The sequence below is a fragment of the Leptospira saintgironsiae genome, from assembly GCF_002811765.1.
Lineage (GTDB): Bacteria > Spirochaetota > Leptospiria > Leptospirales > Leptospiraceae > Leptospira_B > Leptospira_B saintgironsiae.
On record NZ_NPDR01000005.1, the window covers coordinates 1 to 22838 of the forward strand.

Genomic DNA, 22838 nt, shown 5'->3' on the forward strand with positions numbered 1-22838 from the left:
GCGAATTCTCTAAAAACAGAATAGAACTTTAGCTAATACGTCAAACTTTATGGTTATTTCGTCTAACGACCAAGGCTTGACGACGTTTTGTGACGGCGCGAGTTTGCTCATGCAAACGAAGTGACGGAAACAAAATGTGCCGAAGGCCAAGCGAAGGTTGCGAAGCAATCCTGAAGCGCTGCGTCAGAGCCGATAGTTAGGCGTAGTGCGCTTTCTTCACTTTAAGATTTTTTTCCGGCCTCTTTCAACCTTAGAAGGAAGGACAAACAGAAACTCAGCAAGAGCTAACGCAAATTCAATACACTTCGTTGCTTCATCTTCAGTTGGCAATTCACTTTCCTCATCGGAATGCCTTTCTTCATTAGAATGTAAGCGAATCTCATGTGCCCAATCGGCCATATCTTTTGTAATTAGGTGTTCGCTTGCCGCCCTATCGATTCTCCCGTAAAGTGTTCCTTCTTTATATCCTTTGTTTTTAAGCATAGCATCTACGCTGCTTGCAGCTAGAACAATTGAACCTGAAGGCGCAACGATACTATCAATCGCTTGCTTTAAATATTCTTTAGCTCTCGAAGGAATAGATTCATCAAGAGCCACTGAACTAGTTGGATATAAATATTCTATAAATGTTTCATCACTCGTCGTTTGAACGTGCGTACGTCCTTCACATAAAACAACCCCACCGCAACGAAGGCATCGATAATTTACCCAGTCACGGCGCACTCTCTGATCGGAAGATAGAGTTTGAAAATGCGAAGCTTTAATTAAATTCGGCTGATTCACATTACAGTGTGGGCATCTATCTAAATCCAAATTAGTAAGCATTTGTCGAAGCATTCTATTTTCCCTTTTAGTTAAAATCTAGAGCGCATTACGCCTAACGACCAAGGTGTTCCGACGTTTGCAATGGCGCGAGGCTTGCTCTGCAAGACGAGTGACAGACGCAAATGTGGCGAAGCCCGAGCGAGAGTTGCGAAGCAATCTCGAAGCGTAGCGGAAGCACCGAAAGTTATACGCTGGGCTGGCCTAATTATTATATAAATTTGTTAGATATTTACCTTTTAATGTCTTATAGATAGAAAAGTCAGAATCTATACTAATAATATTATAGATCCCTTCCCTCTCCGCAATACACATTAAAGATGCATCTGCCAAGTCCATTGGTAAATCTGAATATTTTTGCATCCGACTTTTAATATATTTTAGATCATCTAATGTTATATCTAAAATCTGCAGGCTTCCACGTTCTATCCATTCTAAAAAGTCTGATTGAGCATCTATTGAAAATGAAAGTAAATAAATTACCTCAGTTATCACCGGCCAAGTAGTAAATAAGGATCCTTTAAAGCTCTTTAGAAATTTAAAGACTGACTTATGATAATCATCTGTTGAATTGAATAATGCTATAATGGGACCAGAATCAACGAGTGCGACGTTTTTCATTCTTGTCCTTTAATGTTTTATTTAAGATACTTTTTCTATTCTGAGCTAATTTCTGATTATTCGCTGAATATTTACCAAATAGATCTTCACCTAATTCAAAAGGAGTCTTACTTGAACTATGGTTTTTTATATATTCAAGAATTGATTCTTTGACGATCTCGGAACGACTTTTGCCCTTAGATTTGGCAAATGAATCCAACTTTCTCTCTAAATCTGGTGGTATTCTCAAACTGATCACAAATACAATGTATCACGATTTAGTATTACATACAAGAATTTTATACGATTATTCTTAAAAAGTTGATTTTGTCAGCCTTGCGTATAACTCTAACTATCTGTAGTATTGCGCCCATGAAGTGGATGGGCGCAATAGCGCATAATCAGAGATCGTCCAGAGGACTTTTGACCTTAGAAACCATAGGGTCAACAATTCTAGCGTAGATTTCCGTGGTTTTTACAGATACATGGCCAAGTAGTCTTTGGATCATTTTGATTGAGGTGCCGGACTCCAGCAGATGGATTGCAAATGCATGTCTCAGGTCGTGGATCGAAACGTCTTTAGTGATGCCTGCTTTATTTTTAGCAGAAGTGAATATGTTTTCCGCGCTTCTGACGCTAAGATGTTTGCCTGGAATTTGGCCAGCGAAAATCCAGGAACTTTTGACTTGGTGTTTGAACAAATCGTTTAGATCTTCTTTGCAACTATTTGGCAAAAGACTGAAACGGTCCTTCTTTCCTTTACCTTGTCTGATACGAATAGATTTTTTATCCCAATCTAAATCATATCCTTTTAACTTTACAAGTTCCCCTACTCTTAAGCCGGATCCATAACAAAGTTTTAATAAAAGTTTATGTTTTGGGTTGGAAAGTGATTCGATGATCCTGATAACTTCTTTTCTGGATAATGATTCCGGGATCTTGTTTTCTCTTTTAGGAAGAGAGTAAGATACTAAAAATCTTACGCCTATTACAATATTATAATAAAATTTAAAAGATTGAAGTGCTGCTCTTAGAGAATTGGAAGCTAAGTTTCTTTCGTATAAAATTCGGTCCAAATAGATCTTTAATTCAGGCTCAGTGACTGAGTATGGATTTTTTTCGACAGATCTTAAGAAGGCTCGGTTGTATAAAAAATAGGATTTCAGAGTTTTCTTGCTATAATTGCGCCTTAACACCTCCGTTTTGAGGGGGATGAGAAGAATATCGTGATCTGCTTCTATCTTTTCCCGATGGGTGGAAACAAATTCAGAGAGAAAAGATTCAGAATACGGGATTTTCCAATATTTGAACTTATGGCTCCAAACTGCATTTGGCATTTTGGAGAATTTTTGGAAGAGTTCGGTATCGTAAGAAAACGAAATGGCGCTGAAGCAAAGTCCATTCTCCCAGATTTTCCAAATTTTGACTTTTTGGGGCACGGGGAGAATTTGAAAGAATACTAAATATTTGTATAGTAATTATTTTGATTTTGGAATATAGCTCCGCCCCTTCAGTCACACTGAAACAAGAAAAATCCTATAGAAAAGAAATCGTCGGACCCCATTTGACGCTTCCGGGTATAGTTTTGCCTTTTTTACCGGTGTTTCGACTTATTGCCAGCAAATTCCGAAATTCCAGGAATGTTACCGGAAAAATATCCGTTATGCGCCCTTTACGGACAAATTTATTGATTTAGAAGAGAAAAATTTTCCAGGAGGTCCAACATCATACTGTCACCGCTTAACATGTGTTGTTGGAGGATTTTTTGGAAATATACCTAAATGCGTCCATCACTCAAAGGACAATTATGACATGACAAAACAGGCAGGGTACTTTAAAAACGGAACAGATTCTAATGGAATTTTTTGGGAAATTAGATATTCTATTTTATCAGTATTCTTTAATTTTGAAATGAATTCGTTTATTTTCGAATCTTTCATTTCTATATTAGGCAAACTAGATGGATCATTCTTCCTCTCACAGTCCTGATTTTCGTCTTCTTTTTGAATCTATTCCAGGTTTGTACCTGGTACTTTCTCCAGAGCTCAAAATTATAGCAGTAAGCGATGGATATCTCAATGCCACTCGAACCGAGAGAGACAAAATTTTAGGCAGAGGTATTTTCGACGTTTTTCCGGATAATCCAGACGATCCGGAAGCGACAGGTGTGAGCAATCTTCACAGTTCTCTTCTTCGCGTTTTGGAAACAAAAGCTCCGGACACGATGGCGGTGCAAAAATACGATATCCAACTTCCGGAAGAAGAAGGTGGAGGTTTTACCGTAAAATATTGGAGTCCCTTGAACTCTCCAGTCCTTAATAAAAAAGGAAAGGTAGAATGTATAATCCATAAAGCAGAAGACATCACTGAGTTTGTTCTTCTAAAAGAAAGAGGAGAAAAACAATCCGAGATGACTGATGCTCTTCTCTCCCGCACGGAAGAGATGGAAAGAGAGATCATCCGACGCTCTCAGGAATTACAATCTGCAAATAAAAGTTTGAGAGAAACTGAAAAGGTCAAAAACGAATTTTTTGCGAACATTTCTCACGAACTTAGAACTCCTCTTAGTTTGATTTTAGCACCGGTAGAATCCATTCTTTCTGATAAAGGATCTAACCTTTCTCCCAATAATATTCAGATGTTGGGAACGGTTCATAATAATTCAGTCAGACTTCTTCAGATGGTGAATAGTCTATTAGATTTTTCTAAATTTGAAGCCGGAAAAATGAAAGTAGAGCTTGAACCCACAAATATCAGCAATCTTGTCGAAGCCATCTTAAAAGATTTCGAGCCAAGCGCACTGGAGAAAAACATTCAGATCCGAAAGGAACTTCCTTCTTCCAATCCGAATGTTTTGATTGATCGTTATTTATTCGAAAGGATTTTCTTTAATCTTCTATCAAACGCATTAAAATTCACTCCTAAAGATGGAAACATCTCCGTTACCTTAGCTTATTCTAAAGATCAACTTCTTCTTTCTGTTCAAGACTCCGGGATCGGGATCTCGGAAGAGGATCAAAGGATCATTTTCAAAAAATTTCAACAGGCAGAAGGTTCCTCTACCAGAAGATACGGTGGAACAGGACTCGGACTTGCAATGGTAAAAGATTTCTCGGAACTTTTAGGCGGTTCTGTAGAAGTTACTAGCAAACTAAATTCAGGAAGCAAATTTAGTGTTAAAATTCCTGCACAAACAGCAGAATCAGTGGAGAAGGAGCCTTCTTCCAAAATTTCCTCCCATTCGACCCAATTCTCTAGTTTAGAAATTTCTAATAAAGAAGATGTGGAGATCTCAGACAAACCGAAAGTTTTGATCTGCGAAGACAACGAAGATCTTTCTAGTTATATTTATTCCATTCTCTCTCCTTTCTGCCAGGTAAGATCCGCTGAAAATGGAAAGGAAGGTCTAAAATTGGTTTATTCCTGGGACCCGGATCTGGTTCTTTCAGATGTGATGATGCCCGAAATGGATGGAGTTAGGCTTTGTAAAGAGATCAAAGCAGATCCTAAAATTGCAAAAACTATTGTGGTACTTCTAACTGCATTAACCCATCGAGAGGCAATGTTAAAAGGTTGGGAGGCGAAGGCCGACGAATATTTATGTAAACCTTTCCATCCAGAAGAGTTGATTGTAAGAGTGAAGTCTCTTCTCGCAATTGCAGAAGATAGAAAGAAAAATTTAGAAACATTAGAACAGAAAAATTTTGAATTGGAATTTGCAAACGCTGAGTTAGAAGCATTCTCTTATTCTGTCTCTCATGACTTGAGGGCTCCATTGAGAGCAATCCAAGGTTATACCCAAATGATCTTAGAAGATCATAGTGCTGTTCTTGATCCAGAAGGAGTTCGATTCCTTAATGTGCTTATAGACTCTACAAAAAGAATGGAGAATCTAATCGATAACTTATTAGAATTCTCTAAAGTAGGTAAAAAAGAACTGAAGGATTCTACATTCGATCTTACTGAAGTTGCTGAAAATGTGGTAAGCCAGATCAAGGACCAAACAGAACATAAAGCCGAAATTATAATTCATCCACTCGCGAAAGTTACCACAGACAGGGATATGATGTCTTACGTATTCCAAAACCTAATCTCCAATGCGGTAAAATATTCCGCGAAAAAGGAAAGGCCTAAAGTGGAGATAGGAGTTACTCATACAGACAAAGGTAAAACGTTCTTTGTAAAAGATAATGGAGCCGGTTTCGATATGAAATATTACAATCGACTCTTCGGTGTATTCCAAAGATTGCATAGACAGGATGAATTTTCAGGCACAGGTGTGGGTCTTGCAATCGTACATAGGATCGTCACGCGATACAAGGGTTCAGTTTGGGCAGAAGGAAAACCAGGAGAAGGTGCGTCCTTCTTCTTTACCTTGGGAGAAAAAGTCGGAACTGCGGTCGGTTTTCATAACTGAAACACATAATAAACTCTATAATTTCTTTACTTAAGAGATAAATTTACTCTTCAAAGATTGGATAGAACCAACTAATACGTCTTATATTTTAAGCTTAGAAACTTTCTCCTTGAGCCGAAGGGGTGGCGTTCAAAATTAGTTTGCATGGGAACGGAAGTCCAATCTTTATCCTGGTTTAAATGGACTCCTTACGCGATCCTTCCGTTAATCAGTTTATTTCTTTCCGTTCTCTCTCTTAGAATAGGATTCAAAAGCAGACAAACTTCCGGTGCTCCAGAATTCATCCTTGTATGTCTTGGAATTATTCTTTATAGCTTTGGATATTTTTGGGAGATAATCAGCATAAGACCTGAGAGCATTATCTTTTGGGATAATTTCCAATTTATAGGCCCCGATCTTCTAATCGCATCCCTACTTTTTCTTTGCTTAAGAGTAGCGAATTTAAATAGATTCATCCATCCGATCAGCATTTTTCTTTTTTCAATCATTCCAATCTGCACCGAAATCGCCGTTTGGTTCGGGCCAGCAGAATGGATCCGCCCTTCTTACAGATTTGACCCATCTGCTCCTTGGCTTGCATTGATTTATGAATACGGGCCTTGGATGCAGATCTATGTAATCAATTCAATCTCCATATTCACCCTGTGTATTATAATTTTAATATATGGTGCCTGGTCCCAAAGAGCATTTCACAGAATAAGATGTTTAGTTTTTATGATAGGGATCTCTCTCCCATTCGGAAGCCAAGTCATGACTGCTGGGGGTTTTATCCCTTTCATCCATCCTAAACTAGATATTTTTCCTTTAACTGCAAGTTTTGCATTAATCGTTTGGATGTACGGCCTTTTCTATTTCAGGATCTTAAATCTCATTCCGTTAGCAAGAAACCAAGTATTCGAATATATACAAGATGCAGTTTTTGTAATGAACTCTTCCGGTTTCCTTTTGGACGCAAATGTTTCCGCCTTAAATTTGCTTGGAACTGCGAGATTAAAACAAGATTCCAAACTTTCTGAATTTCTTCCGGATCTGGGTGTCCTTGTTGAAGAATGCCGTACCAACAGAAAGACAAGTACAGAATGGAAAACGAACCATGGAAAATATTATGATGTTTCCGTTCGTTCCCAAAGAGCAGAAGGTTCTCATATCACAATTGTTGTTCTTAGGGATGTGACCCAAAGAGCAATCTCCGAAAGAAAACTTTCAGAAAGAAGAGATATTCTTCAGAGTATTTTAGACTCTACTAGCATCCTATTTTTAGTTTTAGATGGAGATGGTAGATTAATTTTATTGAATAGAGCCTGTTTACAAACCACAGGATTCGATTTAATGGAGTTAGAAGGAAAAGTTTTTTGGGAAACTGAACTGTTTGCGGAAGAAAGTAAAATAATCGGAAAAGTTTTTGAGCAACGTTTTGCTAAGAAGAAGTTCCCAAAACATACTAGCGTACTTCTTAGGACCAAAGATGGAAAATCGAGAAGGACTCTCTGGGAACATAAAGAAGTTCGAGATAAGAATGGTCATTTGCAATATGTGATCTCTACAGGAACAGATGCTACAGGCTTAAAAGAAGCAGAATTTCGAATAGAAACATTACAAAGAGCGAATGAAGAAATTTTAGCTAAGAACGAGATTATTGAATCTCAAAAATTTGATTTGGAAGATGCTCTCCAAAATCTAAAAAGGACCCAAGCAAAACTGATCCAAGCATCTAAACTCGCAGACCTGGGACAATTAGCCGCGGGGATTGCCCATGAGATCAATAACCCTATAGGCGCAATCCAAGCCGCAGGTTTTAATATTCTTTCCTATCTAGAAAAGATCAGAACGGATTTACGTTCTATTCTTCCGCTTCTATCTTCTTTATCCGATGAAGATTGGAATTCCTACAAAGAACTAATCACTTTAGGTATTTCTTCCAAAGAGATGCTGATCGGTTTAGAAAGAAGAAGGGTACTTGCAGAGATCAAAACTGAAATGAAATCAGCAGATATTCTTTTCCCAGAAGAAACGGCCGAATTTTTTGCGGACTTCGGGATTACTTCTTCTTGGAAAAATTTTGAAAGAATATTAAAAAATCAGAATACAAGGGAACTTCTACCCTTCTTTTTAAATCTTTTAGGTCCTGAACAATGCGTAGATACGATCAAAACCGCAGTAGAACGTTCCGCAAAAATTGTATATGCACTCAGAAGTTTTGCACATTTCGAGTCCTCTCATAAAAAGAGAAAATTTTCTTTAAAAGAAAATATAGATACTGTTCTAACACTATACCAAAATCTGTTTAAACATGGTGTAGAGGTTTCGACTAATCTGGATGGGATCCCAGAATTTTTAGGTTTCCCGGATGATTTAATGCATTTATGGACAAATTTGATCATGAATTCTGTCCAGGCAATGTCGTATAAAGGTTCCATTGGGATCAACGCCGTCTTACAAGAAAACGAAGTAATAGTTTCCATCCAAGACAAGGGACCCGGAATCCCTGCAGAAGTGAAAGACCAAGTATTTGATGTATTCTTCACTACCAAACCTTTGGGAGAAGGTTCTGGATTAGGTTTAGATATAGCAAAGCGAATTGTAGAAAAACATAAGGGAAGGATCTGGTTCGAATCTTCTCCTGGAAATACAATATTTTATGTGGGGCTTCCTTTCGAGGTCTGAATTTTTGTGATCGCATTTTTAGATAATTTTTTCATTTATAATTCTACTTCTAAACTTCTTACGGCTACGTATAACCCTTGGCTGGTCACTCTTTCCGTTTTGATGGCGATATTTGCCTCTTATATCGCTCTACAGATTGTAGGACAGAAAGTTCCAGAATCTTCTCCACCTATTACAAAATATTTAATTTCTTCTGCGGCGAGCCTTGCATTAGGTTGTGGTGTTTGGTCCATGCATTTTATAGGAATGCTTTCCTTTGAACTATGCACAACTGTTCAATATGATAAAAGTTTAACGATTCTTTCTATCTTTCCGAGTCTTCTTGCTTCTACAATTGCGCTGTCATTTGTAAATCGGCCTAAAATTTCTGTCACAGAACTAGTGCTAGGCGGCGCACTTGTGGGTTCCGGAATAGGAGCCATGCATTATACTGGAATGGCTGCCGTAGAAACAGGGCCATATTTACGTTATGATCCATGGTTCTTTGCATTATCCATTGTAGTTGCAGTGGTTCTTGCAATACTTTCTCTTTGGGTAAGATTCGGTTTAGAAAATCTGAAATTAGGAACTCTATGGCCTTCTCTCATTTCAGCTACCACAATGGGATCTGCAATTTCAGGAATGCATTATACTGGAATGGCTGCTGCAAGGTTTATAGGAGAAGAAGATCCAAATCTAATCTCTCAAACCACAGACTCCACATTCTTAGCGCTGTCAGTTTCTTTAATCACGATTGCATTCACTCTGTTTGCATTTGCAGTCAATTGGTTCTTAAGATACCGAGATCTAGTAAACAATCTAAGGGTAAGTGAATCCAGACTTAGGACAATCATCACCACCGCAGTGGATGGTGTGATCACAATGGATGGTCAGGGTAATATCAGAGAACTCAATCGTTCCGCAGAGTTGATCTTTGGTTATGAAAATAGCGAAACGATCGGTAAAAATATCAGAGAGCTGATGCCTGATCCTTACTATAATGCAAAAGATAGAAATTCAGATACAATGTTAAGCGCGGGCTTCTCTAAAATTATTGGAAGCAGTAGAGAAGTTATAGGTGTTAGAAAAGATGGATCCGACTTTCCTGTACGATTAGCAATCGGTCACGGAAAACTTGCCGGAGAGGATCTATTTGTTGGTTTTGTAACAGATATCAGCGAAAGAAAAATGATCGAAAACGCACTAAAACAAAGTGAACAACAAGTGCGTTCCTTGATCGAAAATATTCCTGGGATTACTTACAGATGTCTTCCTAATAATGATTGGAATATGTTATTCATGAGTGATGCTTCCGAATCAATCACCGGTTATCCTGTCCATGATTTTGTAAGCGTAACATCTGTACGATCTTTCAAAGATATTGTGCATCCTGATGATATTAAAATGGTAGAGTCCATAGTCGATTCTGCAGTTGCAGGAAAAAGAGCATTTACTTTAGAATATAGGATCATCCACAAAAACGGAGAGATCAGATGGCTTTGGGATAATGGATGCGGAGTTTATGGTGGAAATGGAGAAGCAATCTTCATTGACGGAGTTATTTTAGATATCACAGAAAGAAGAAGAATGGAAGAAGCTTTACGAAAGGAAAAAGAAAAAGCAGAACTTGCTGCGATCACTAAAACTTCCTTTTTGGCAAACATGAGCCATGAGATCCGAACTCCAATGAATGCGATCCTTGGATTTACAGAAGTCCTTCTTTCGGATGAATTAGAAAAAAATCATAGAACTCATTTGGAAACAGTCAAAAGTTCTGCAAAATCTTTATTAAGACTTTTGAATGATATTTTAAATACTGCGAAATTGGAAAAAGGAGCAGTTGAATTAGAAGAAATAGACTTCTCTCTTTTCAAATTGATAGCAGAATTAAAATCCACTTTAGGGATTAGCGCTCGAAAGAAAAATTTAGAATTTGAAGTGATCCAAGATCCAAATCTTTCTGAATTTTATAAGGGAGATTCTTTACGCATCAGACAGATATTGATGAATCTGATCGGTAATGCAGTCAAATTTACAGACAATGGAAAAGTCAGTTTAAAAGTAATAAAAGAAGAAGGAAAACTTCGCTTCTCTGTACAAGATACTGGGATCGGGATCCAAGCAGACCGATTAGAAAAAATTTTTGAACCATTCACTCAGGCAGATATTTCTACAACGAGACGTTTTGGTGGAACAGGACTTGGTACTACAATTTGTAAACAGTTAACCGAGTTAATGGGCGGGAAGATCTGGGCAGAGAGCATATTAGGAAAAGGAAGTACATTCCATGTACTTCTTCCTTTAAAAGAAGGAAACCCTAGACAAGAAAACAAATTACTAACAGGGATTAAACTTCCTGCTTTAAAGATCCTAGTCGTGGATGATGTCGAAAAAAATACAGAACTAGTAAGCCTTCTTCTCCAAAACCTTGGACACCAAGTAGAATCATCGTATAACGGAGAAGACGCAGTAAAAAAAGTCACGACCGGATCTTTCGATCTGGTTCTAATGGACGTACAGATGCCAGGACTTGACGGTCGCCAAGCGACTAAAGTCATCCGAATGCATGAGGCCCAAGAGAATGTTCCTAGGACCCCTATTTTGGCATTGACTGCAAGCGTTTTTGAAGAAGATAAACATGCAGCGAGTGCGGCCGGCATGGACGGATTTGTCTCCAAACCAGTGGAGATGGACCAGATGATCGCTGAGATTGCAAGAGTATTAGGTTTTTCTGAAACGATTGCAGATCCAGAAATCCATCCTTCCGGAAAAGAAGTGGAATGGGATCCTAAAAAGGCTTCTATTCTAGCAAAAGAACTATCCGGCTCTTTCCAAAGAGGCTCGATAGAAGAAGAATATCTAGAAGAATTTTCGGATCTGATCCGAACAAAAGTGGAAAACTCCGATTTTAAATCTTTTCGTTCTAAAATAGAACAATTCGAATTCGAAGAGGCATATACTCTTCTCAAAAAATTTATCGTCCAACTTGGATTAGAATCGGATCTCGGAAAATAGAATGAGCCATCTCTTAGATTTCAGACCTAAAATTTTAGTTGTAGATGACGAAGCAGCAAACCTGCAAGTACTCAAACAAATATTACAAGAAGATTATAGACTGTTTTTTGCTAAAGACGGATTAAAAGCTTTAGAACTCGCCATCTCGGAAAAGCCTAATCTTATTCTTTTGGATGTGATGATGCCAGGTATGACCGGGCACGAAACCTGTAAAAAACTTCGGAATGAACCTTCTACTTCCAGAATACCCGTTATATTTGTAACAGCTATGGCGGAAGAAGAAGACGAAGCGGATGGTTTCGAAGCAGGAGCAGTTGACTATATTACGAAACCTGTAAGTCCTGCAATCGTTAAAGCCAGGGTAAAAACACATCTTTCTTTGGTCCGAAATGAAGAGTTAAAAGAAACTAGATTACAGATCATCCAAAGATTGGGGCTCGCTGCAGAATATAAAGACAACGAAACGGGTTTACATGTGATCAGAATGAGCCATTATTCCCAAACTCTTGCAAAAGCATTAGGTCATTCGGAAGAAACTGCAGAAAAAATCCTACATGCTTCTCCCATGCACGATATTGGCAAAATCGGGATCCCAGATAGTATATTACAAAAACCTGGTAAACTTGACCCGGAAGAATGGGAAATCATGAAAACTCATTCTAAGATCGGAGCGGAGATTATTGGAGATCATGATTCTTCTCTATTACAAATGGCCAAAAGTATCGCTTTGAACCACCATGAGAAATGGGACGGGAGTGGTTATCCGAATGGGATCATGGGAGATGCCATTCCAATTGAAGCAAGGATCGTAACGATTGCTGACGTATTTGATGCACTCACTACGGAAAGACCGTACAAAAAAGCATGGAGTATCGAAGACGCAGTCAATCATATCCGAAAAGGCGCCGGATCTCATTTCGATCCTGGGCTTGTTCCGGTATTTTTGAATTTGATGCCTGAACTTTTAGAGATCAGGGAACGCTGGGCGGAAACCTAAAGTTTATAACACACCTTTAGGCGGAAGAAAAAGTATTTCATCCTGATTGAAACTTGCAGGAAGAGAATATAAACTTTCTAAAAAGATCGCAGCGTCGGATGCAGGGATCATATCTTCTCTTTTGAAACCTTCTCTACCGTCCCAGATCGGAGTGTCTATCGCTCCAGCATACACTGTAGTAACTCTTATTCCACGGCCTTTTACTTCTTCTCGGATTGCCTTTGCAAAACCAGCCAGACCATGTTTAGAAGCACAATAAGGAGAAGATTCCGGAAATCCCTGTCTTCCTGCAGTAGAAGAAATATAACAAAGCAGAGATCCCTTTTTCATAGAAGGCAAAAGTTTAGAAGTTAACAAAATAGGTGCACTTAAGTTTAGAGTAAGATGTTTTTGAAGATCTTCCCATTCTAGATCTTCTATTTTTAAGAATAATCCATCTCCGGAAGCAAAATAGATTGCATGGATCTCTTTCCAGGATTGCAAAAGTGAAGAAGTAAATTTAAGGATCTGGTTTTGGTCTCCCAAATCGCAAAAATAATTTGACCCTCTTTCTAAATTTCCCTCTAAGGTGACCCCGCGTCTGGAGATCCCAATCGGAAAATATCCTGGATTTGTATTCAGTTTTTCTAATAAAGATCTGCCGATACCTGATCCGGCCCCGACTACCAGGATGTTTTTGGGTTCCATGTTCTTACTTGGACATTGCCCGGACTTTTAGTAAAAAATCCGCAGCTTCCAGATGTCGATTTGCCTGGATCAGATCTTTTCCCCAAACAGTGATCCCATGTTTTTCTATAACACAGAATGGAACTCTTGGTTTTGCCTGAATGAGATGTTGTTCCAAATGATCTGAGATATCTTGGACCTTAGGATAATTATATAAAACAGGAACTGATACATTAGGATTCTCATCCCAAATACCAAATGCTTTTATGATCTCTAAAGGGAGAAGAGGAAGATCCTCAATTGGATTTTCTTTAGAAACTCCTATCTCAATCAAATTGGATTCTGGAGTATGAACATGAAGAGAACATCCCATTTCGGGAAATGCTTTATAAACCGCTCTGTGGATAGAAGTTTCAGCAGAAGGTTTCAAACCTTCTCTACCTTTCCAGCCTTCTAATACTTTTCCGGATTCTATTTCTACAGGAAGAAAATCTTTTCGAGTCAGTTTGTTTTTGTCCAAACCACTTCCACTTACCCAAAATACGTTAGGATCTTTCTCGTCCTTGATAGAAAGGTTACCCGCAGTTCCAGGCATCCATCCTTTAGAATGATATAGAACTCCCGACTCCGCTAAGCGGGTCAGGATCTTTTTTTGGGACATTTTTTAAACTAGAGCCGTAGTTTCTTCTACGTAATTAGGAACCCAGCCGCTCATGTCTTGGAAATAACGGACTGCTTTGATTCTTTTGTTCTCGTCTAGAGTGAACCAGTGGTTTGTATTTTTAGGAACCGAGATGAAATCATCCTTCTCTACTCTTACTAAAAATTTTTCGCCAGAAAGTGCGAATCCAAAAATCCCGGATCCATCTACTATATAACGAACTTCGTCGTCAGTATGATAATGGACTTTATCAAATTTGGCCAACATCTCGTTTAAGCCAGGAACTTGTGGATGAAGAACGATCAGATCTCTAGATTGATACCCTTCTTTTTCTTTTAAGGTTTCGAAACGGTTGTCCAAATTTTTGAGAAGAGCTTCTTTCTCATCATCTACAAGAGTTAATTTATCAGTAAGAGGATTAGAGGCACTTGGAACTGGCCAATGATCGTACTCGATCCCTCTTTTATTTAGGAAAGATTTAACTTCAGTATTGTCTTTAATTTCCGGTAGTCCCGGTTTTTGGATAATAGTCGCCATTCGCGTCCTCCTTTAGGTGGTGTCCCTTTTTTAGCTCCGCACCCTCAAGCGGTAGTTGCGGCCCTGTTTGTTTGGAAGGCCGCTTTATAAAACCTTATTTATTTACCCTTTCCACGTAGGTAAGATCTCTCAAGTCGATCCGGATAGAATCTCCTTGTTTAATAAAAATAGGTACGTTAATCTCTCCGCCTGTTTCTACAGTTACTCTTTTGAGAGCGGTTCCAGAGGTATCACCTTTGAGACCTTCTTCCGCATAAGTTACTTGCAGGATCGCAAAGTTTGGAGGAGTCACTCCGATTGGTTTACCTTCGTAGAAGGAAACCTCCATAGCGGTTTCTTCTTTTAAGAATGGTAGGATATCTTCTAGATATTCTTTGGAAACTGGAAGCTGTTCGAAATCGTTAGTATCCATGAAGATGATATCATCACCCTCGGAGTAACAGATGGTCATCTGTCTCTTTTCCAATTCTACAGATTCTAATTTTTCCGCAGCCTTGAAGGTCCTTTCGATAGAACTACTACGAACCAGGTTCTTTAATTTTGTGCGGATAAAGGCAGAACCCTTTCCTGGATTCACGAATTCACTTTTTACAACGGAATAAAGTTCTCCTTCTACCTTTAGAACCATTCCTTTTCTAACTTCAGTAATGCCTAAGTTCATAAACGACCTAAATAAAAAATACGCTACTTCTATATCCTTTCGGGAAGGCCGGGTGTCAAGCGATGTACTCTTGCTCCCTCGTTAATTGTAATATTTCAGAGCCAAAATCCGTTCGACTTTTCGCCTTATGAGAGGAGAATCCCCTTTTGGAAAAGATTTCCGGAGAACCAAAGATTCGATGAAACAAAAATTAACGCTCTTACTCCTACTGTTTACCGTGCTAACGGTTGCCAATTGCAAAAAAGAACCCTTACTGATCACCGGCTCCGAAACCATGCATACATTACTGAACGTGGTAGCGGCTGGATACGCTAAGAAGAATCCTAATATAGAAGTGACCGTCCAAGGGGGAGGCTCCTTCGAAGGGATTGAAAAATTATTCGAAGCCAAGACTGATATAGCTGCTTCTTCCAGACCTTTAACTCCAGAAGAACAAACCCAATTCGAAAGAAAGGGAAGGTTCGAGAATGTACTCATCGGTTATGATGGGATCGCTGTAGTAGTGAACCCAGCAAACTCTGTTTCTAAACTTACCTTGGAACAGATCTCCAAAATATTTTCCGGAGAGATAAAAGATTGGTCCCAAGTTGGCGGAAAACCTGGACCAATCCATGTTGTTCTAAGAAACGATAAGAGTGGAACTGCAGCTTATTTCGAAACTCATATCTTAAGACAAAGAGACTTGGGAGAAAAAGAATACCAAGCCTCTAAAAAGAAAGAATTCACGAATGATTCCAAGGTAGTTGCGGATAACGATACGATGGCAGATCTGATCGAGAAAGATACTGCTGCAATTGGTTTTATGGGAATGGGAAGCGCACAGATCCAGAACAAAGGAAAAGTGAAAGCAGTTCCTTATTCCAAAACTGGAAAGGATCCTTTTGTGGAGCCGAACATCCAAAATGTCTCCGAAAGAAAATACAAACTCTCTAGAGGATTGTACCTATTTTATCTCTCCGATAGAGGTAAAAAAATTGATGAGTTCATTACTTATATCACTTCGGAAGAAGGACAAGCTATGGTCCTGAAAAGCGGTTATTTAAGAAGTACTTTAAGTACTGTAGAAGTAGAAGCGATCAAACCATAAATTCCGATTTTCTCTCCGAAAAAAGGTTGCGAAAGCCGTTTTGTTCCGTCTAAGTTTAGATAGATATGAAGCGGCTTTGGCTTTTACCTCTGATCTTATTCATGGTACTCGCCCTCTTCAGTGAGGTCGTGGCCAGAGATTATAGTACCACTAAAAGTTATTCCCTTCAAAAAAAATCAAGGACACAATCCTTTAGAGATGGTGATGACCAAGGGCTTCCTTCCTTGTTCTCCGCGAGTGCAGACGATGCAGTCATCGGATTAATCACTAAATTCTCCCAGTCAGCTTCCGGATTAAAGAGTAGCCTTCTTCCGAATGACTCAGGTCGCAATTTTTACTTTCACACCCTAGCATATCGTTATCTTTTCCTTCCCCCTCCGGTCTGACCGGTTTTCATTCTGTAAGTCCTCGGGAAGACTTTTCCCCGTAAAAAGCATGAATGCGGTTTCGGGCAAAAATTCCGCTTCGGCAAAAACAGAAAACGGGAAATCTTGCTCATCCTTCTCCTAAGTCTCCAACTTTAATAGATGGGCATTCTCCTCGAGGTTATATAAATAAACGACTCGAATGGAAACCTATGTTTGGTTTCCTTCTTTTTTATACGGATACTCGGTTGACTGGAATTGTAGGCGTGAGAATCCATTAGTAAGAGGGCTTCTTGGAACTCGTTTCATCACATCCAAAACAAAAGAAAGTTTCTGAATCGGAATGGTTGGATTGGAAATGGCAGATCCAAAATCGGATCAAAGATGGATCCGAACTGGAAAAAACTATCCGGATCAGTTCCGAAGAAAAAGAAGCATTACTCGCCTGCTCTGAAGTGTTCAGCTTCTCCGCTACTCCTTATTATCTTAATCTCGCAGATCCGGAAGATCCGAACTGCCCTATTCGATTACAAGTTTTACCAAGAAAAGAAGAGCTACATACAAGAACCTGGGACAGAAGAGATCCGTTGGCAGAAGAGTCCTATATGCCAGTCAAAGGAGTGACTCATCGTTATCCAGACAGAGCTCTTTGGTACCTATCTCATGTGTGTGCAGTCTATTGTAGATTCTGCACCAGAAAAAGAAAGGTATCCCAATCCGCAGAGACGCCAGGCGCGGAAGATTGGAAAGACGCAATCCGTTATTTTAGAGAACATACTGAGATCAAAGAAGTAATCCTTTCAGGAGGAGATCCTTTAAATCTTTCTGATTCCAAACTGGATTATCTCCTAGGCGAATTAAAATCTATTCCACATATCAATCAGGTTCGTATCCATACGAGATACCCTGTTACACTTCCTATGAGGATTACGTCGGAACTCTGTCAGGTGCTCAAAAAACATTTTCCGATCTATCTGGTAACACATTTCAATCATTCCAAAGAGCTTACAAAGCTAGTAAAAGAAAGGATCGGGATGCTCGTGAAAGAAGGTGCAGTAACGGTTCTAAACCAGGCTGTACTTTTGAAAGGGATCAATAATTCTGTAGGAGCTTTGACAGATTTATTCTACGGACTGACCAAAATCGGGATCAAACCGTATTATTTGCACCAATGCGACGAGGTATTCGGATCTTCTCATTTTAGGGTCCCTATAGAAGAAGGTGTGGAACTCATGAAGCAGATCCGAGGAAGTATCAGCGGACTGAGCGTTCCGTTATATGTAGTGGATCTGACAGGAGGAGGAGGAAAAGTACCTCTACCCGCGAACTATCTGGAAGAAACCAAAACTTCTTCTTATATATTTCGAAATTATAAAGGAGATCTGTATGAGATCGGTTTCTAAAAGTATTATTTTGCTTATATCCGCCCTGGCCTTCTCAGAATGCAAAAGCCACCAGGAGAATCCGACCTCGGTCGTAGCTGAAAATCCGTCGGCACTTCGACTCAATTATGATGTAGTATATTATACAGGCGGACATTCGGTTTTACTCAACTCGGGAAGATTATTCGCCAGGGGACTCTTCTACGAATGTAAAATTTCCGACACGAATTCCAATTTCGAAACTTTCCGGGCTTCTTCTTATACTGAGGATAATTCAAACGATTTCAGACAATTGGTATCCGAAACAGACCAGGCAAAATTCAATTCCAGACAATTCCAATATTTTCCAATTGGGGAAAATTCCCGGGCCACAGTATTTTCAGGCTGCGCCAAAGGATCCGGAGCTGAAAAATGTTACGTCCGTTGGGAATGGCAAAAAGAAGCGTTCATATTCGTATTCGAAACCCAATTGGAAAATAAAAAGGGATTGGGCACTGCTGAATTAGGAAAAGAATTCCACGAATTCGTAAGCCGGGGAATAAAAGCGTTTTAAAAGTGTATTTTCTTGACCGATTTTGATCCGGAAAGTATGTTATCCGGCGGGGAGAAGAGATCCCGAGGATAAGATAGAATGTGGTTAAAATTGGGGGATACCGAGGTCATTAATCTAGACTATATCTCCTCGATCAAAAAGAACATGGCAGCAAACTCAATAGAGATCACCTACCATGACTTCAACCACGTAAAATCATTACCATTCGGAGATCCAGAAGATAGAGATCGGGCCTACAAAGCAATTTTGGAAAACCTTTCCAGGATGCGTTTGTTTTTCGAATAGTATATCTTCTAATATTCCTAGAGTAAGAGACGAAAGCGATTCTTAAGCCATGGAACGAATTAAAGAAAATCTATCCAGCGTCTCCTCCCTAAAACCATTCGAACTTATATTTTTCGGTTCTAGACAAAGAGGAGAAGGAGACGAATCCTCCGACTTCAACTTCCTTGTACTCGCAGATCCTTCCGATCAGCTCAAAGGAAATTTTATCCGAGAGATCAACAGGGCTATGGAGCCACTCCAAAGCCAGGGACAGGTAAACTTACTCGCTGCAGACTGGGACGGATTCCGCACCCGAATGAGAAGTTATGATCCAGGTGCTATCCATATCTGCGAATTGGGCGAACCATATTTCGGCTCAGAATACTTTCCAGTCATCAAAGAAGAATGGGAAAAACTTAAATCAGAGCCAATCGATGGAAACACCGCAGGCAAATATTTAAGAAAACGTTATAGATTTTATAAAGGTATCGTTCCTCGTAATACTAAGGAAGACGTAGTCCGGATGGAAAGACTTCTAACAGTTTATCTCCAAAACTGGATGTTCCGTCATATCGAAGATCTTGGAATTGCAGAAATCGTAAACTCAGACATCCCTTCTAGGATCGGACCTATGTTCCGTGCGCTTTATTCTAAAGAAGCTAAGGGAAACACATTAGAATTACTCGAACTATATGAAGAAGTTCTTAAGTTGAAAAAGGAATTACGTTCTCCTGAGTCTCCATTCTCTGTGGAAAGATTCAACCAACTCAAAGAAACTCTTCGCTTCGAAGAAAAAGAGATCCGAATCTTAAAACTGAATTATTAGGATGCGGACCTCTTTCATTAGAATTTTCTAATTTCTTAATTCTCTCAGTAGATTTGCATTTCCAGTTACTGCAAGAGCAGCAGCCAGTCCTCCCATCATCGCGCCAGCAATTCCTGGAGAAGCAGCATCCGCACCTGTTAAATACAGACCCTCAACCGGGGTTCTGACATCAAACCAAGGACATTTTTCCTTTTTGTATCTTTCAGGAACACAAGCTAAACCATAGATTGCGCCGTCAGGATGAGAAGTAAAATGTTCATTCGTGATAGGAGTAGAAAGTTCTGCAAATTCAACCAATTTAGTAAGGCCAGGAAATCTGGATTCCAATGTGGTCAGTATCCGATTTATGATCCTCTCTTTAAATTCTTTATACTCTTCTCCCCTTTTTTTCCAAGGTTCATCTTTCCATTCTGCAAAATTAGAATAGTCTGTGAATGTGATCACATCCATGGTATGAGACTTAGCTTCCGGATTTTTTAGACTTGGGAAAGAAAGATATAGATTCGGGATCTCATCACTTTCAGAAAGCCAATCATTTCTTTCGGAAAAGTTCTTATCATGATCAGGAGAAGCGAAAATCCAGTAATTCTCTCCACTAAATCCGAATTTTGCAGGACTCTCGGAAAGACCAAGATAGAGACAAATACTTGTGGTCATTCTTTCTCTATTATAAAAATCTTTTAGATCTTTTCTGAAAGAAATCGGATAAGAATCAGGGATCAATTTTGTATAAGTAGGATAAGCTCCGGCACAGGAGATCACCACCGGAGCGAAAAAGTCGCGTTCATGACCTTCTCCTCTTAATGCTTTCGCTTTTACCCCTACTACCTTTCCATCCTTGATCAGGATTTCCTTTGCTTCTACGGAAGATAAGACTGCTCCGCCGTTTTCTTGTAAGATTGGTTCTATAGTATCGAAAATTTTACCGGCGCCTCCGACTGGATAATAGCCTCCGTTAATATAATGCTGCACGAGTGTAGCATGCATCGCAAAAGCAACTTTAGAAGGTGGAAGTCCGTAATCTCCCCATTGCGCCGCCAAAATTCCCTTTAAGTCTTCACTTTTGAAATTTCTATCGAAGTAATCTTTGAGAGTTACTACATTTCCTTCTCCTAATATTCCAATAAGAGAATCCAAAGGAGGAGGAGAAAGTCGCATCATGATTGCTTTTCCAAAAAGGACTGAAATTTTTCTAATATCCTTTAAATATCTTTCGATTGCTTCCTCTTCTTCAGGAAATGCATTGATCAGATCCGATCTGAACTTTTCCGGATCTCCATAAATATCAAAATTTCGAGTAGGAAAAACCAAACGTTCGAAAGGGTCTTTCATTCTTTTCCATGTGAGTTTTCCACGAGTGATCTTATCAGAGATCTTCTTACAAAGCCCTCCTTCATGCATATCGCCCACATAATGAATGCCCACGTCCCAATGATACTTTCCTTGTTTTCTTTGGAATTCGTGAGTAAAACCGCCAGGCTGAAAATGTTTTTCCAGGACCAGGACCTTCTTACCCGCAGATTGGGCCAAAAGACTTGCGGTGGTTAGGCTTCCCATTCCGGAACCTATAAATATAATATCGAATTCGTTTCCTACTTGATCAATATTCATTGACAAAACCTCTTATTCGCATTCAATGTGAACACTGAACACATTCAGTTTTATAATTAGACCCTTCAATGTAATACATGTCAACATGAAAAATTCCCAAGAAAAAAATTCATACCACCACGGGGACCTAAAAAGAGCCTTATTGGACGCCTCCATAAAGATCTTAAAAGAAGAAGGTTATAAGGCCCTAAGTCTCAGAAAAGCCGCTACCCTGGCCGGAGTCAGCCAATCTGCTCCCTATAGGCATTATCCAGATTTAGAATCATTATACGCAGATATCGCAGAAGAAGGATTTAAGATCTTAGCAGAAAGACAAAAAAGACTAAGAGCAAAATACAAAAAAAGACCTTTGCTTTTATTCAGAGAATCCGGAGTTTCTTATGTAGAATTCGCATTAGAAAATCCTGATCTATTTCGAATCATGTACGGAAACCAGATCGAAAGCCATCTAAAATACGATTCTTTGATCAAAACAGAAGATGAAACTTTTCAGATCATAGTAGATATCATCAAAGATTGTCAAAAAGCAGGATTGATCCCGGAAGGAAATGCAGAAAAAGCAGCCACCTCTGCTTGGACAATGGCTCACGGTGTTGCCGTATTATTATCAGGGCAACAAATGATGTTTCGATCTATCGAGATCAAACAAGCAAGAAAGATCACTAAGGATTTAATTCAGTTTTTATATACTGGATTAAAAAGATAATGAGAAACGATCCATTCTTCTCCGTTTTTGTATTTCCAAAGTTCTGCGCATGCCATAAAGAAAGTTTTCCAATAAACAAACCATTTTACTGCTTGTTCCTTTCCATAGGTTTCTTCTAAAATTTCCAGAACTTCCTTTTTATTTTTATACATATTGGAAAGCCAAGCTTCTGAAGTAAGAGCGTAATTTTTGCCGTTTACAACCCATTGGTCTGAGATCTGAAAATCCTTTTGGAAATATAAAAACAGATCATGAGAAGGCATTTGGCCTCCGGTAAAAAAGTATTTCGCCATCCAATCCGTATCATCTATAATATCAAAAGGATAAGCGAATTTTTTATGAGTGAATATATGTACAAAAAACTTTCCTTTTGGTTTTAGAAAAGTGGCCAACTTTTGAAATAGAACCTCATAGTTTTTCATATGCTCTAACATTTCTACAGAGATGATACGATCAAATTTAAGATTCGTTTTAAATACATTCATATCTGCCGTAAGAATATTCAGGTTTTTTAAACCTCTTTTTTTAGCCTCTGAATCTATGAACTTCTTTTGACTTTTAGAATTGGAAACTCCTGTTACTTTGCATTTCGGATACTTCTCCGCTACATAAAGAGAAAGAGACCCCCAGCCACAACCCAGGTCCAAAACATTCATCCCATTTTCGAGTTCTGCCCTTTTGCAAGTCAGATCTAACATCGCTCTTTCTGATTCGTCGATGCCTATATCTGAGGAAGTCCAGTAGCCTGAACTGTACTTCATATGTTTTCCCATTACCAATTTGAAAAAAGAAGCAGGTACCTCATAGTGCTGCTCATTTGCAGCCTTAGTATCAATTGCAATAGGAGATCGTTTTAGAAAATTTACGTATTGGATCAGGTGTTCCTGATTTTTTTCCAGGCTTCCTTTATCTTCCATACGAAGTCTGAGGCGTAGAAGTTGTCTTATTCTAAATCGAATCAACCAATCCGGAAAAATATCTTTTTCCATTAGAGTATAGATCAGGCTCATATTTCAGTTCTCCTA

The 22838-nt window shown here is 39.1% G+C and carries 22 protein-coding genes; 12 read left to right on the forward strand and 10 right to left on the reverse strand.

Annotated elements, in window-relative coordinates; all coding sequences use genetic code 11:
• Positions 1 to 216: 216 nt before the first annotated feature.
• The 3 genes from CH362_RS12170 to CH362_RS12180 all read right to left on the reverse strand — a co-directional run bounded on the left by CH362_RS12170 (position 217) and on the right by CH362_RS12180 (position 1672).
• Positions 217 to 837 (reverse strand): DUF4145 domain-containing protein, encoded by a 621-nt coding sequence (locus tag CH362_RS12170; protein WP_208859583.1) that lies wholly within the window; start codon positions 835 to 837, stop codon positions 217 to 219.
• Positions 838 to 1026: 189 nt separating this feature from the next.
• Positions 1027 to 1443, reverse strand: coding sequence for a type II toxin-antitoxin system VapC family toxin (locus CH362_RS12175; protein ID WP_100710626.1), 417 nt, complete (start codon positions 1441 to 1443; stop codon positions 1027 to 1029).
• On the reverse strand, positions 1421 to 1672 hold the full coding sequence (locus CH362_RS12180; protein WP_244280572.1) for a ribbon-helix-helix domain-containing protein: 252 nt from the start codon (positions 1670 to 1672) through the stop codon (positions 1421 to 1423). The genes CH362_RS12175 and CH362_RS12180 overlap by 23 nt, the downstream gene beginning before the upstream one ends.
• Between CH362_RS12180 and CH362_RS19485 the strand changes: the two genes are divergently transcribed.
• Complete coding sequence (locus tag CH362_RS19485; RefSeq protein WP_279628964.1) at positions 1614 to 1739, forward strand: hypothetical protein; 126 nt, start codon at positions 1614 to 1616, stop codon at positions 1737 to 1739. The genes CH362_RS12180 and CH362_RS19485 overlap by 59 nt on opposite strands.
• A gap of 84 nt (positions 1740 to 1823) precedes the next feature.
• Here the strand turns inward: CH362_RS19485 and CH362_RS12185 are convergent, their stop codons facing one another.
• Positions 1824 to 2861 carry a tyrosine-type recombinase/integrase gene (locus tag CH362_RS12185; RefSeq protein ID WP_100710628.1) on the reverse strand — a complete coding sequence of 346 codons (1038 nt, stop codon included), beginning with the start codon at positions 2859 to 2861 and terminating at the stop codon, positions 1824 to 1826.
• Between the two features lie 521 nt (positions 2862 to 3382).
• Between CH362_RS12185 and CH362_RS12190 the strand changes: the two genes are divergently transcribed.
• From CH362_RS12190 to CH362_RS12205, 4 genes are all read left to right on the forward strand, one after another.
• Positions 3383 to 5839, forward strand: coding sequence for a hybrid sensor histidine kinase/response regulator (locus CH362_RS12190; protein WP_100710629.1), 2457 nt, complete (start codon positions 3383 to 3385; stop codon positions 5837 to 5839).
• A 144-nt stretch (positions 5840 to 5983) separates the two neighbouring features.
• A complete protein-coding gene (locus CH362_RS12195) occupies positions 5984 to 8503 on the forward strand; it encodes a histidine kinase N-terminal 7TM domain-containing protein (protein WP_100710630.1) in 2520 nt (839 codons plus the stop codon).
• A gap of 6 nt (positions 8504 to 8509) precedes the next feature.
• Positions 8510 to 11497: an MHYT domain-containing protein gene (locus CH362_RS12200; RefSeq protein ID WP_100710631.1), complete on the forward strand. Its 2988-nt coding sequence runs from the start codon at positions 8510 to 8512 to the stop codon at positions 11495 to 11497.
• A gap of 1 nt (position 11498) precedes the next feature.
• The gene (locus tag CH362_RS12205; protein ID WP_100710632.1) at positions 11499 to 12494 is read left to right on the forward strand and encodes a response regulator; all 996 of its coding nucleotides are present in this window, start codon (positions 11499 to 11501) and stop codon (positions 12492 to 12494) included.
• Between the two features lie 3 nt (positions 12495 to 12497).
• Here the strand turns inward: CH362_RS12205 and CH362_RS12210 are convergent, their stop codons facing one another.
• The 4 genes from CH362_RS12210 to efp form a co-directional block, all read right to left on the reverse strand.
• The gene (locus CH362_RS12210) at positions 12498 to 13181 is read right to left on the reverse strand and encodes an SDR family NAD(P)-dependent oxidoreductase (RefSeq protein WP_100710633.1); all 684 of its coding nucleotides are present in this window, start codon (positions 13179 to 13181) and stop codon (positions 12498 to 12500) included.
• 4 nt (positions 13182 to 13185) lie between these two features.
• Positions 13186 to 13821: a methylthioribulose 1-phosphate dehydratase gene (gene mtnB, locus CH362_RS12215; protein ID WP_100710634.1), complete on the reverse strand. Its 636-nt coding sequence runs from the start codon at positions 13819 to 13821 to the stop codon at positions 13186 to 13188.
• A 3-nt stretch (positions 13822 to 13824) separates the two neighbouring features.
• A complete protein-coding gene (locus tag CH362_RS12220) occupies positions 13825 to 14358 on the reverse strand; it encodes a 1,2-dihydroxy-3-keto-5-methylthiopentene dioxygenase (RefSeq protein WP_100710635.1) in 534 nt (177 codons plus the stop codon).
• A 94-nt stretch (positions 14359 to 14452) separates the two neighbouring features.
• A complete protein-coding gene (efp, locus tag CH362_RS12225) occupies positions 14453 to 15019 on the reverse strand; it encodes an elongation factor P (RefSeq protein ID WP_086445659.1) in 567 nt (188 codons plus the stop codon).
• A 178-nt stretch (positions 15020 to 15197) separates the two neighbouring features.
• Between efp and CH362_RS12230 the strand changes: the two genes are divergently transcribed.
• From CH362_RS12230 to CH362_RS12260, 6 genes are all read left to right on the forward strand, one after another.
• Positions 15198 to 16106, forward strand: a complete 909-nt coding sequence (locus tag CH362_RS12230; protein ID WP_100710880.1) for a phosphate ABC transporter substrate-binding protein — start codon at positions 15198 to 15200, stop codon at positions 16104 to 16106.
• A gap of 65 nt (positions 16107 to 16171) precedes the next feature.
• Positions 16172 to 16492 (forward strand): hypothetical protein, encoded by a 321-nt coding sequence (locus tag CH362_RS12235; RefSeq protein ID WP_100710636.1) that lies wholly within the window; start codon positions 16172 to 16174, stop codon positions 16490 to 16492.
• A gap of 272 nt (positions 16493 to 16764) precedes the next feature.
• Positions 16765 to 17874 (forward strand): KamA family radical SAM protein, encoded by a 1110-nt coding sequence (locus tag CH362_RS12245; RefSeq protein ID WP_100710637.1) that lies wholly within the window; start codon positions 16765 to 16767, stop codon positions 17872 to 17874.
• Positions 17858 to 18406: a hypothetical protein gene (locus CH362_RS12250; RefSeq protein WP_100710638.1), complete on the forward strand. Its 549-nt coding sequence runs from the start codon at positions 17858 to 17860 to the stop codon at positions 18404 to 18406. Before CH362_RS12245 ends, CH362_RS12250 begins: the two co-directional genes overlap by 17 nt.
• A gap of 78 nt (positions 18407 to 18484) precedes the next feature.
• Positions 18485 to 18691: a hypothetical protein gene (locus CH362_RS12255; protein ID WP_008589214.1), complete on the forward strand. Its 207-nt coding sequence runs from the start codon at positions 18485 to 18487 to the stop codon at positions 18689 to 18691.
• Positions 18692 to 18740: 49 nt separating this feature from the next.
• The gene (locus CH362_RS12260) at positions 18741 to 19496 is read left to right on the forward strand and encodes a hypothetical protein (RefSeq protein WP_100710639.1); all 756 of its coding nucleotides are present in this window, start codon (positions 18741 to 18743) and stop codon (positions 19494 to 19496) included.
• A gap of 27 nt (positions 19497 to 19523) precedes the next feature.
• Here CH362_RS12260 and CH362_RS12265 read toward each other — a convergent pair whose 3' ends face one another.
• Positions 19524 to 21107 (reverse strand): phytoene desaturase family protein, encoded by a 1584-nt coding sequence (locus tag CH362_RS12265; RefSeq protein WP_100710640.1) that lies wholly within the window; start codon positions 21105 to 21107, stop codon positions 19524 to 19526.
• A gap of 85 nt (positions 21108 to 21192) precedes the next feature.
• Between CH362_RS12265 and CH362_RS12270 the strand changes: the two genes are divergently transcribed.
• Positions 21193 to 21813, forward strand: a complete 621-nt coding sequence (locus tag CH362_RS12270) for a TetR/AcrR family transcriptional regulator (protein WP_100710641.1) — start codon at positions 21193 to 21195, stop codon at positions 21811 to 21813.
• On the opposite strand, the gene CH362_RS12275 is transcribed toward CH362_RS12270, so the two are convergent.
• Entirely contained in the window at positions 21783 to 22823 is a 1041-nt protein-coding gene (locus CH362_RS12275; protein WP_100710642.1) for an SAM-dependent methyltransferase, read from the reverse strand. The two genes, CH362_RS12270 and CH362_RS12275, sit on opposite strands and share 31 nt — an antisense overlap.
• Between the last annotated feature and the right edge of the window lie 15 nt (positions 22824 to 22838).

Bases quoted from the DNA above. Each gene is read 5' to 3' on its own strand.
- CH362_RS12170 (WP_208859583.1), bottom strand. From the start codon at position 837: ATGCTTCGACAAATGCTTACTAATTTGGATTTAGATAGATGCCCACAC.
- CH362_RS12175 (WP_100710626.1), bottom strand. From the start codon at position 1,443: ATGAAAAACGTCGCACTCGTTGATTCTGGTCCCATTATAGCATTATTC.
- CH362_RS12190 (WP_100710629.1), top strand. From the start codon at position 3,383: ATGGATCATTCTTCCTCTCACAGTCCTGATTTTCGTCTTCTTTTTGAA.
- CH362_RS12195 (WP_100710630.1), top strand. From the start codon at position 5,984: ATGGGAACGGAAGTCCAATCTTTATCCTGGTTTAAATGGACTCCTTAC.
- CH362_RS12205 (WP_100710632.1), top strand. From the start codon at position 11,499: ATGAGCCATCTCTTAGATTTCAGACCTAAAATTTTAGTTGTAGATGAC.
- CH362_RS12210 (WP_100710633.1), bottom strand. From the start codon at position 13,181: ATGGAACCCAAAAACATCCTGGTAGTCGGGGCCGGATCAGGTATCGGC.
- mtnB (WP_100710634.1), bottom strand. From the start codon at position 13,821: ATGTCCCAAAAAAAGATCCTGACCCGCTTAGCGGAGTCGGGAGTTCTA.
- CH362_RS12220 (WP_100710635.1), bottom strand. From the start codon at position 14,358: ATGGCGACTATTATCCAAAAACCGGGACTACCGGAAATTAAAGACAAT.
- efp (WP_086445659.1), bottom strand. From the start codon at position 15,019: ATGAACTTAGGCATTACTGAAGTTAGAAAAGGAATGGTTCTAAAGGTA.
- CH362_RS12230 (WP_100710880.1), top strand. From the start codon at position 15,198: ATGAAACAAAAATTAACGCTCTTACTCCTACTGTTTACCGTGCTAACG.
- CH362_RS12235 (WP_100710636.1), top strand. From the start codon at position 16,172: ATGAAGCGGCTTTGGCTTTTACCTCTGATCTTATTCATGGTACTCGCC.
- CH362_RS12250 (WP_100710638.1), top strand. From the start codon at position 17,858: ATGAGATCGGTTTCTAAAAGTATTATTTTGCTTATATCCGCCCTGGCC.
- CH362_RS12255 (WP_008589214.1), top strand. From the start codon at position 18,485: ATGTGGTTAAAATTGGGGGATACCGAGGTCATTAATCTAGACTATATC.
- CH362_RS12260 (WP_100710639.1), top strand. From the start codon at position 18,741: ATGGAACGAATTAAAGAAAATCTATCCAGCGTCTCCTCCCTAAAACCA.
- CH362_RS12265 (WP_100710640.1), bottom strand. From the start codon at position 21,107: ATGAATATTGATCAAGTAGGAAACGAATTCGATATTATATTTATAGGT.
- CH362_RS12270 (WP_100710641.1), top strand. From the start codon at position 21,193: ATGAAAAATTCCCAAGAAAAAAATTCATACCACCACGGGGACCTAAAA.
- CH362_RS12275 (WP_100710642.1), bottom strand. From the start codon at position 22,823: ATGAGCCTGATCTATACTCTAATGGAAAAAGATATTTTTCCGGATTGG.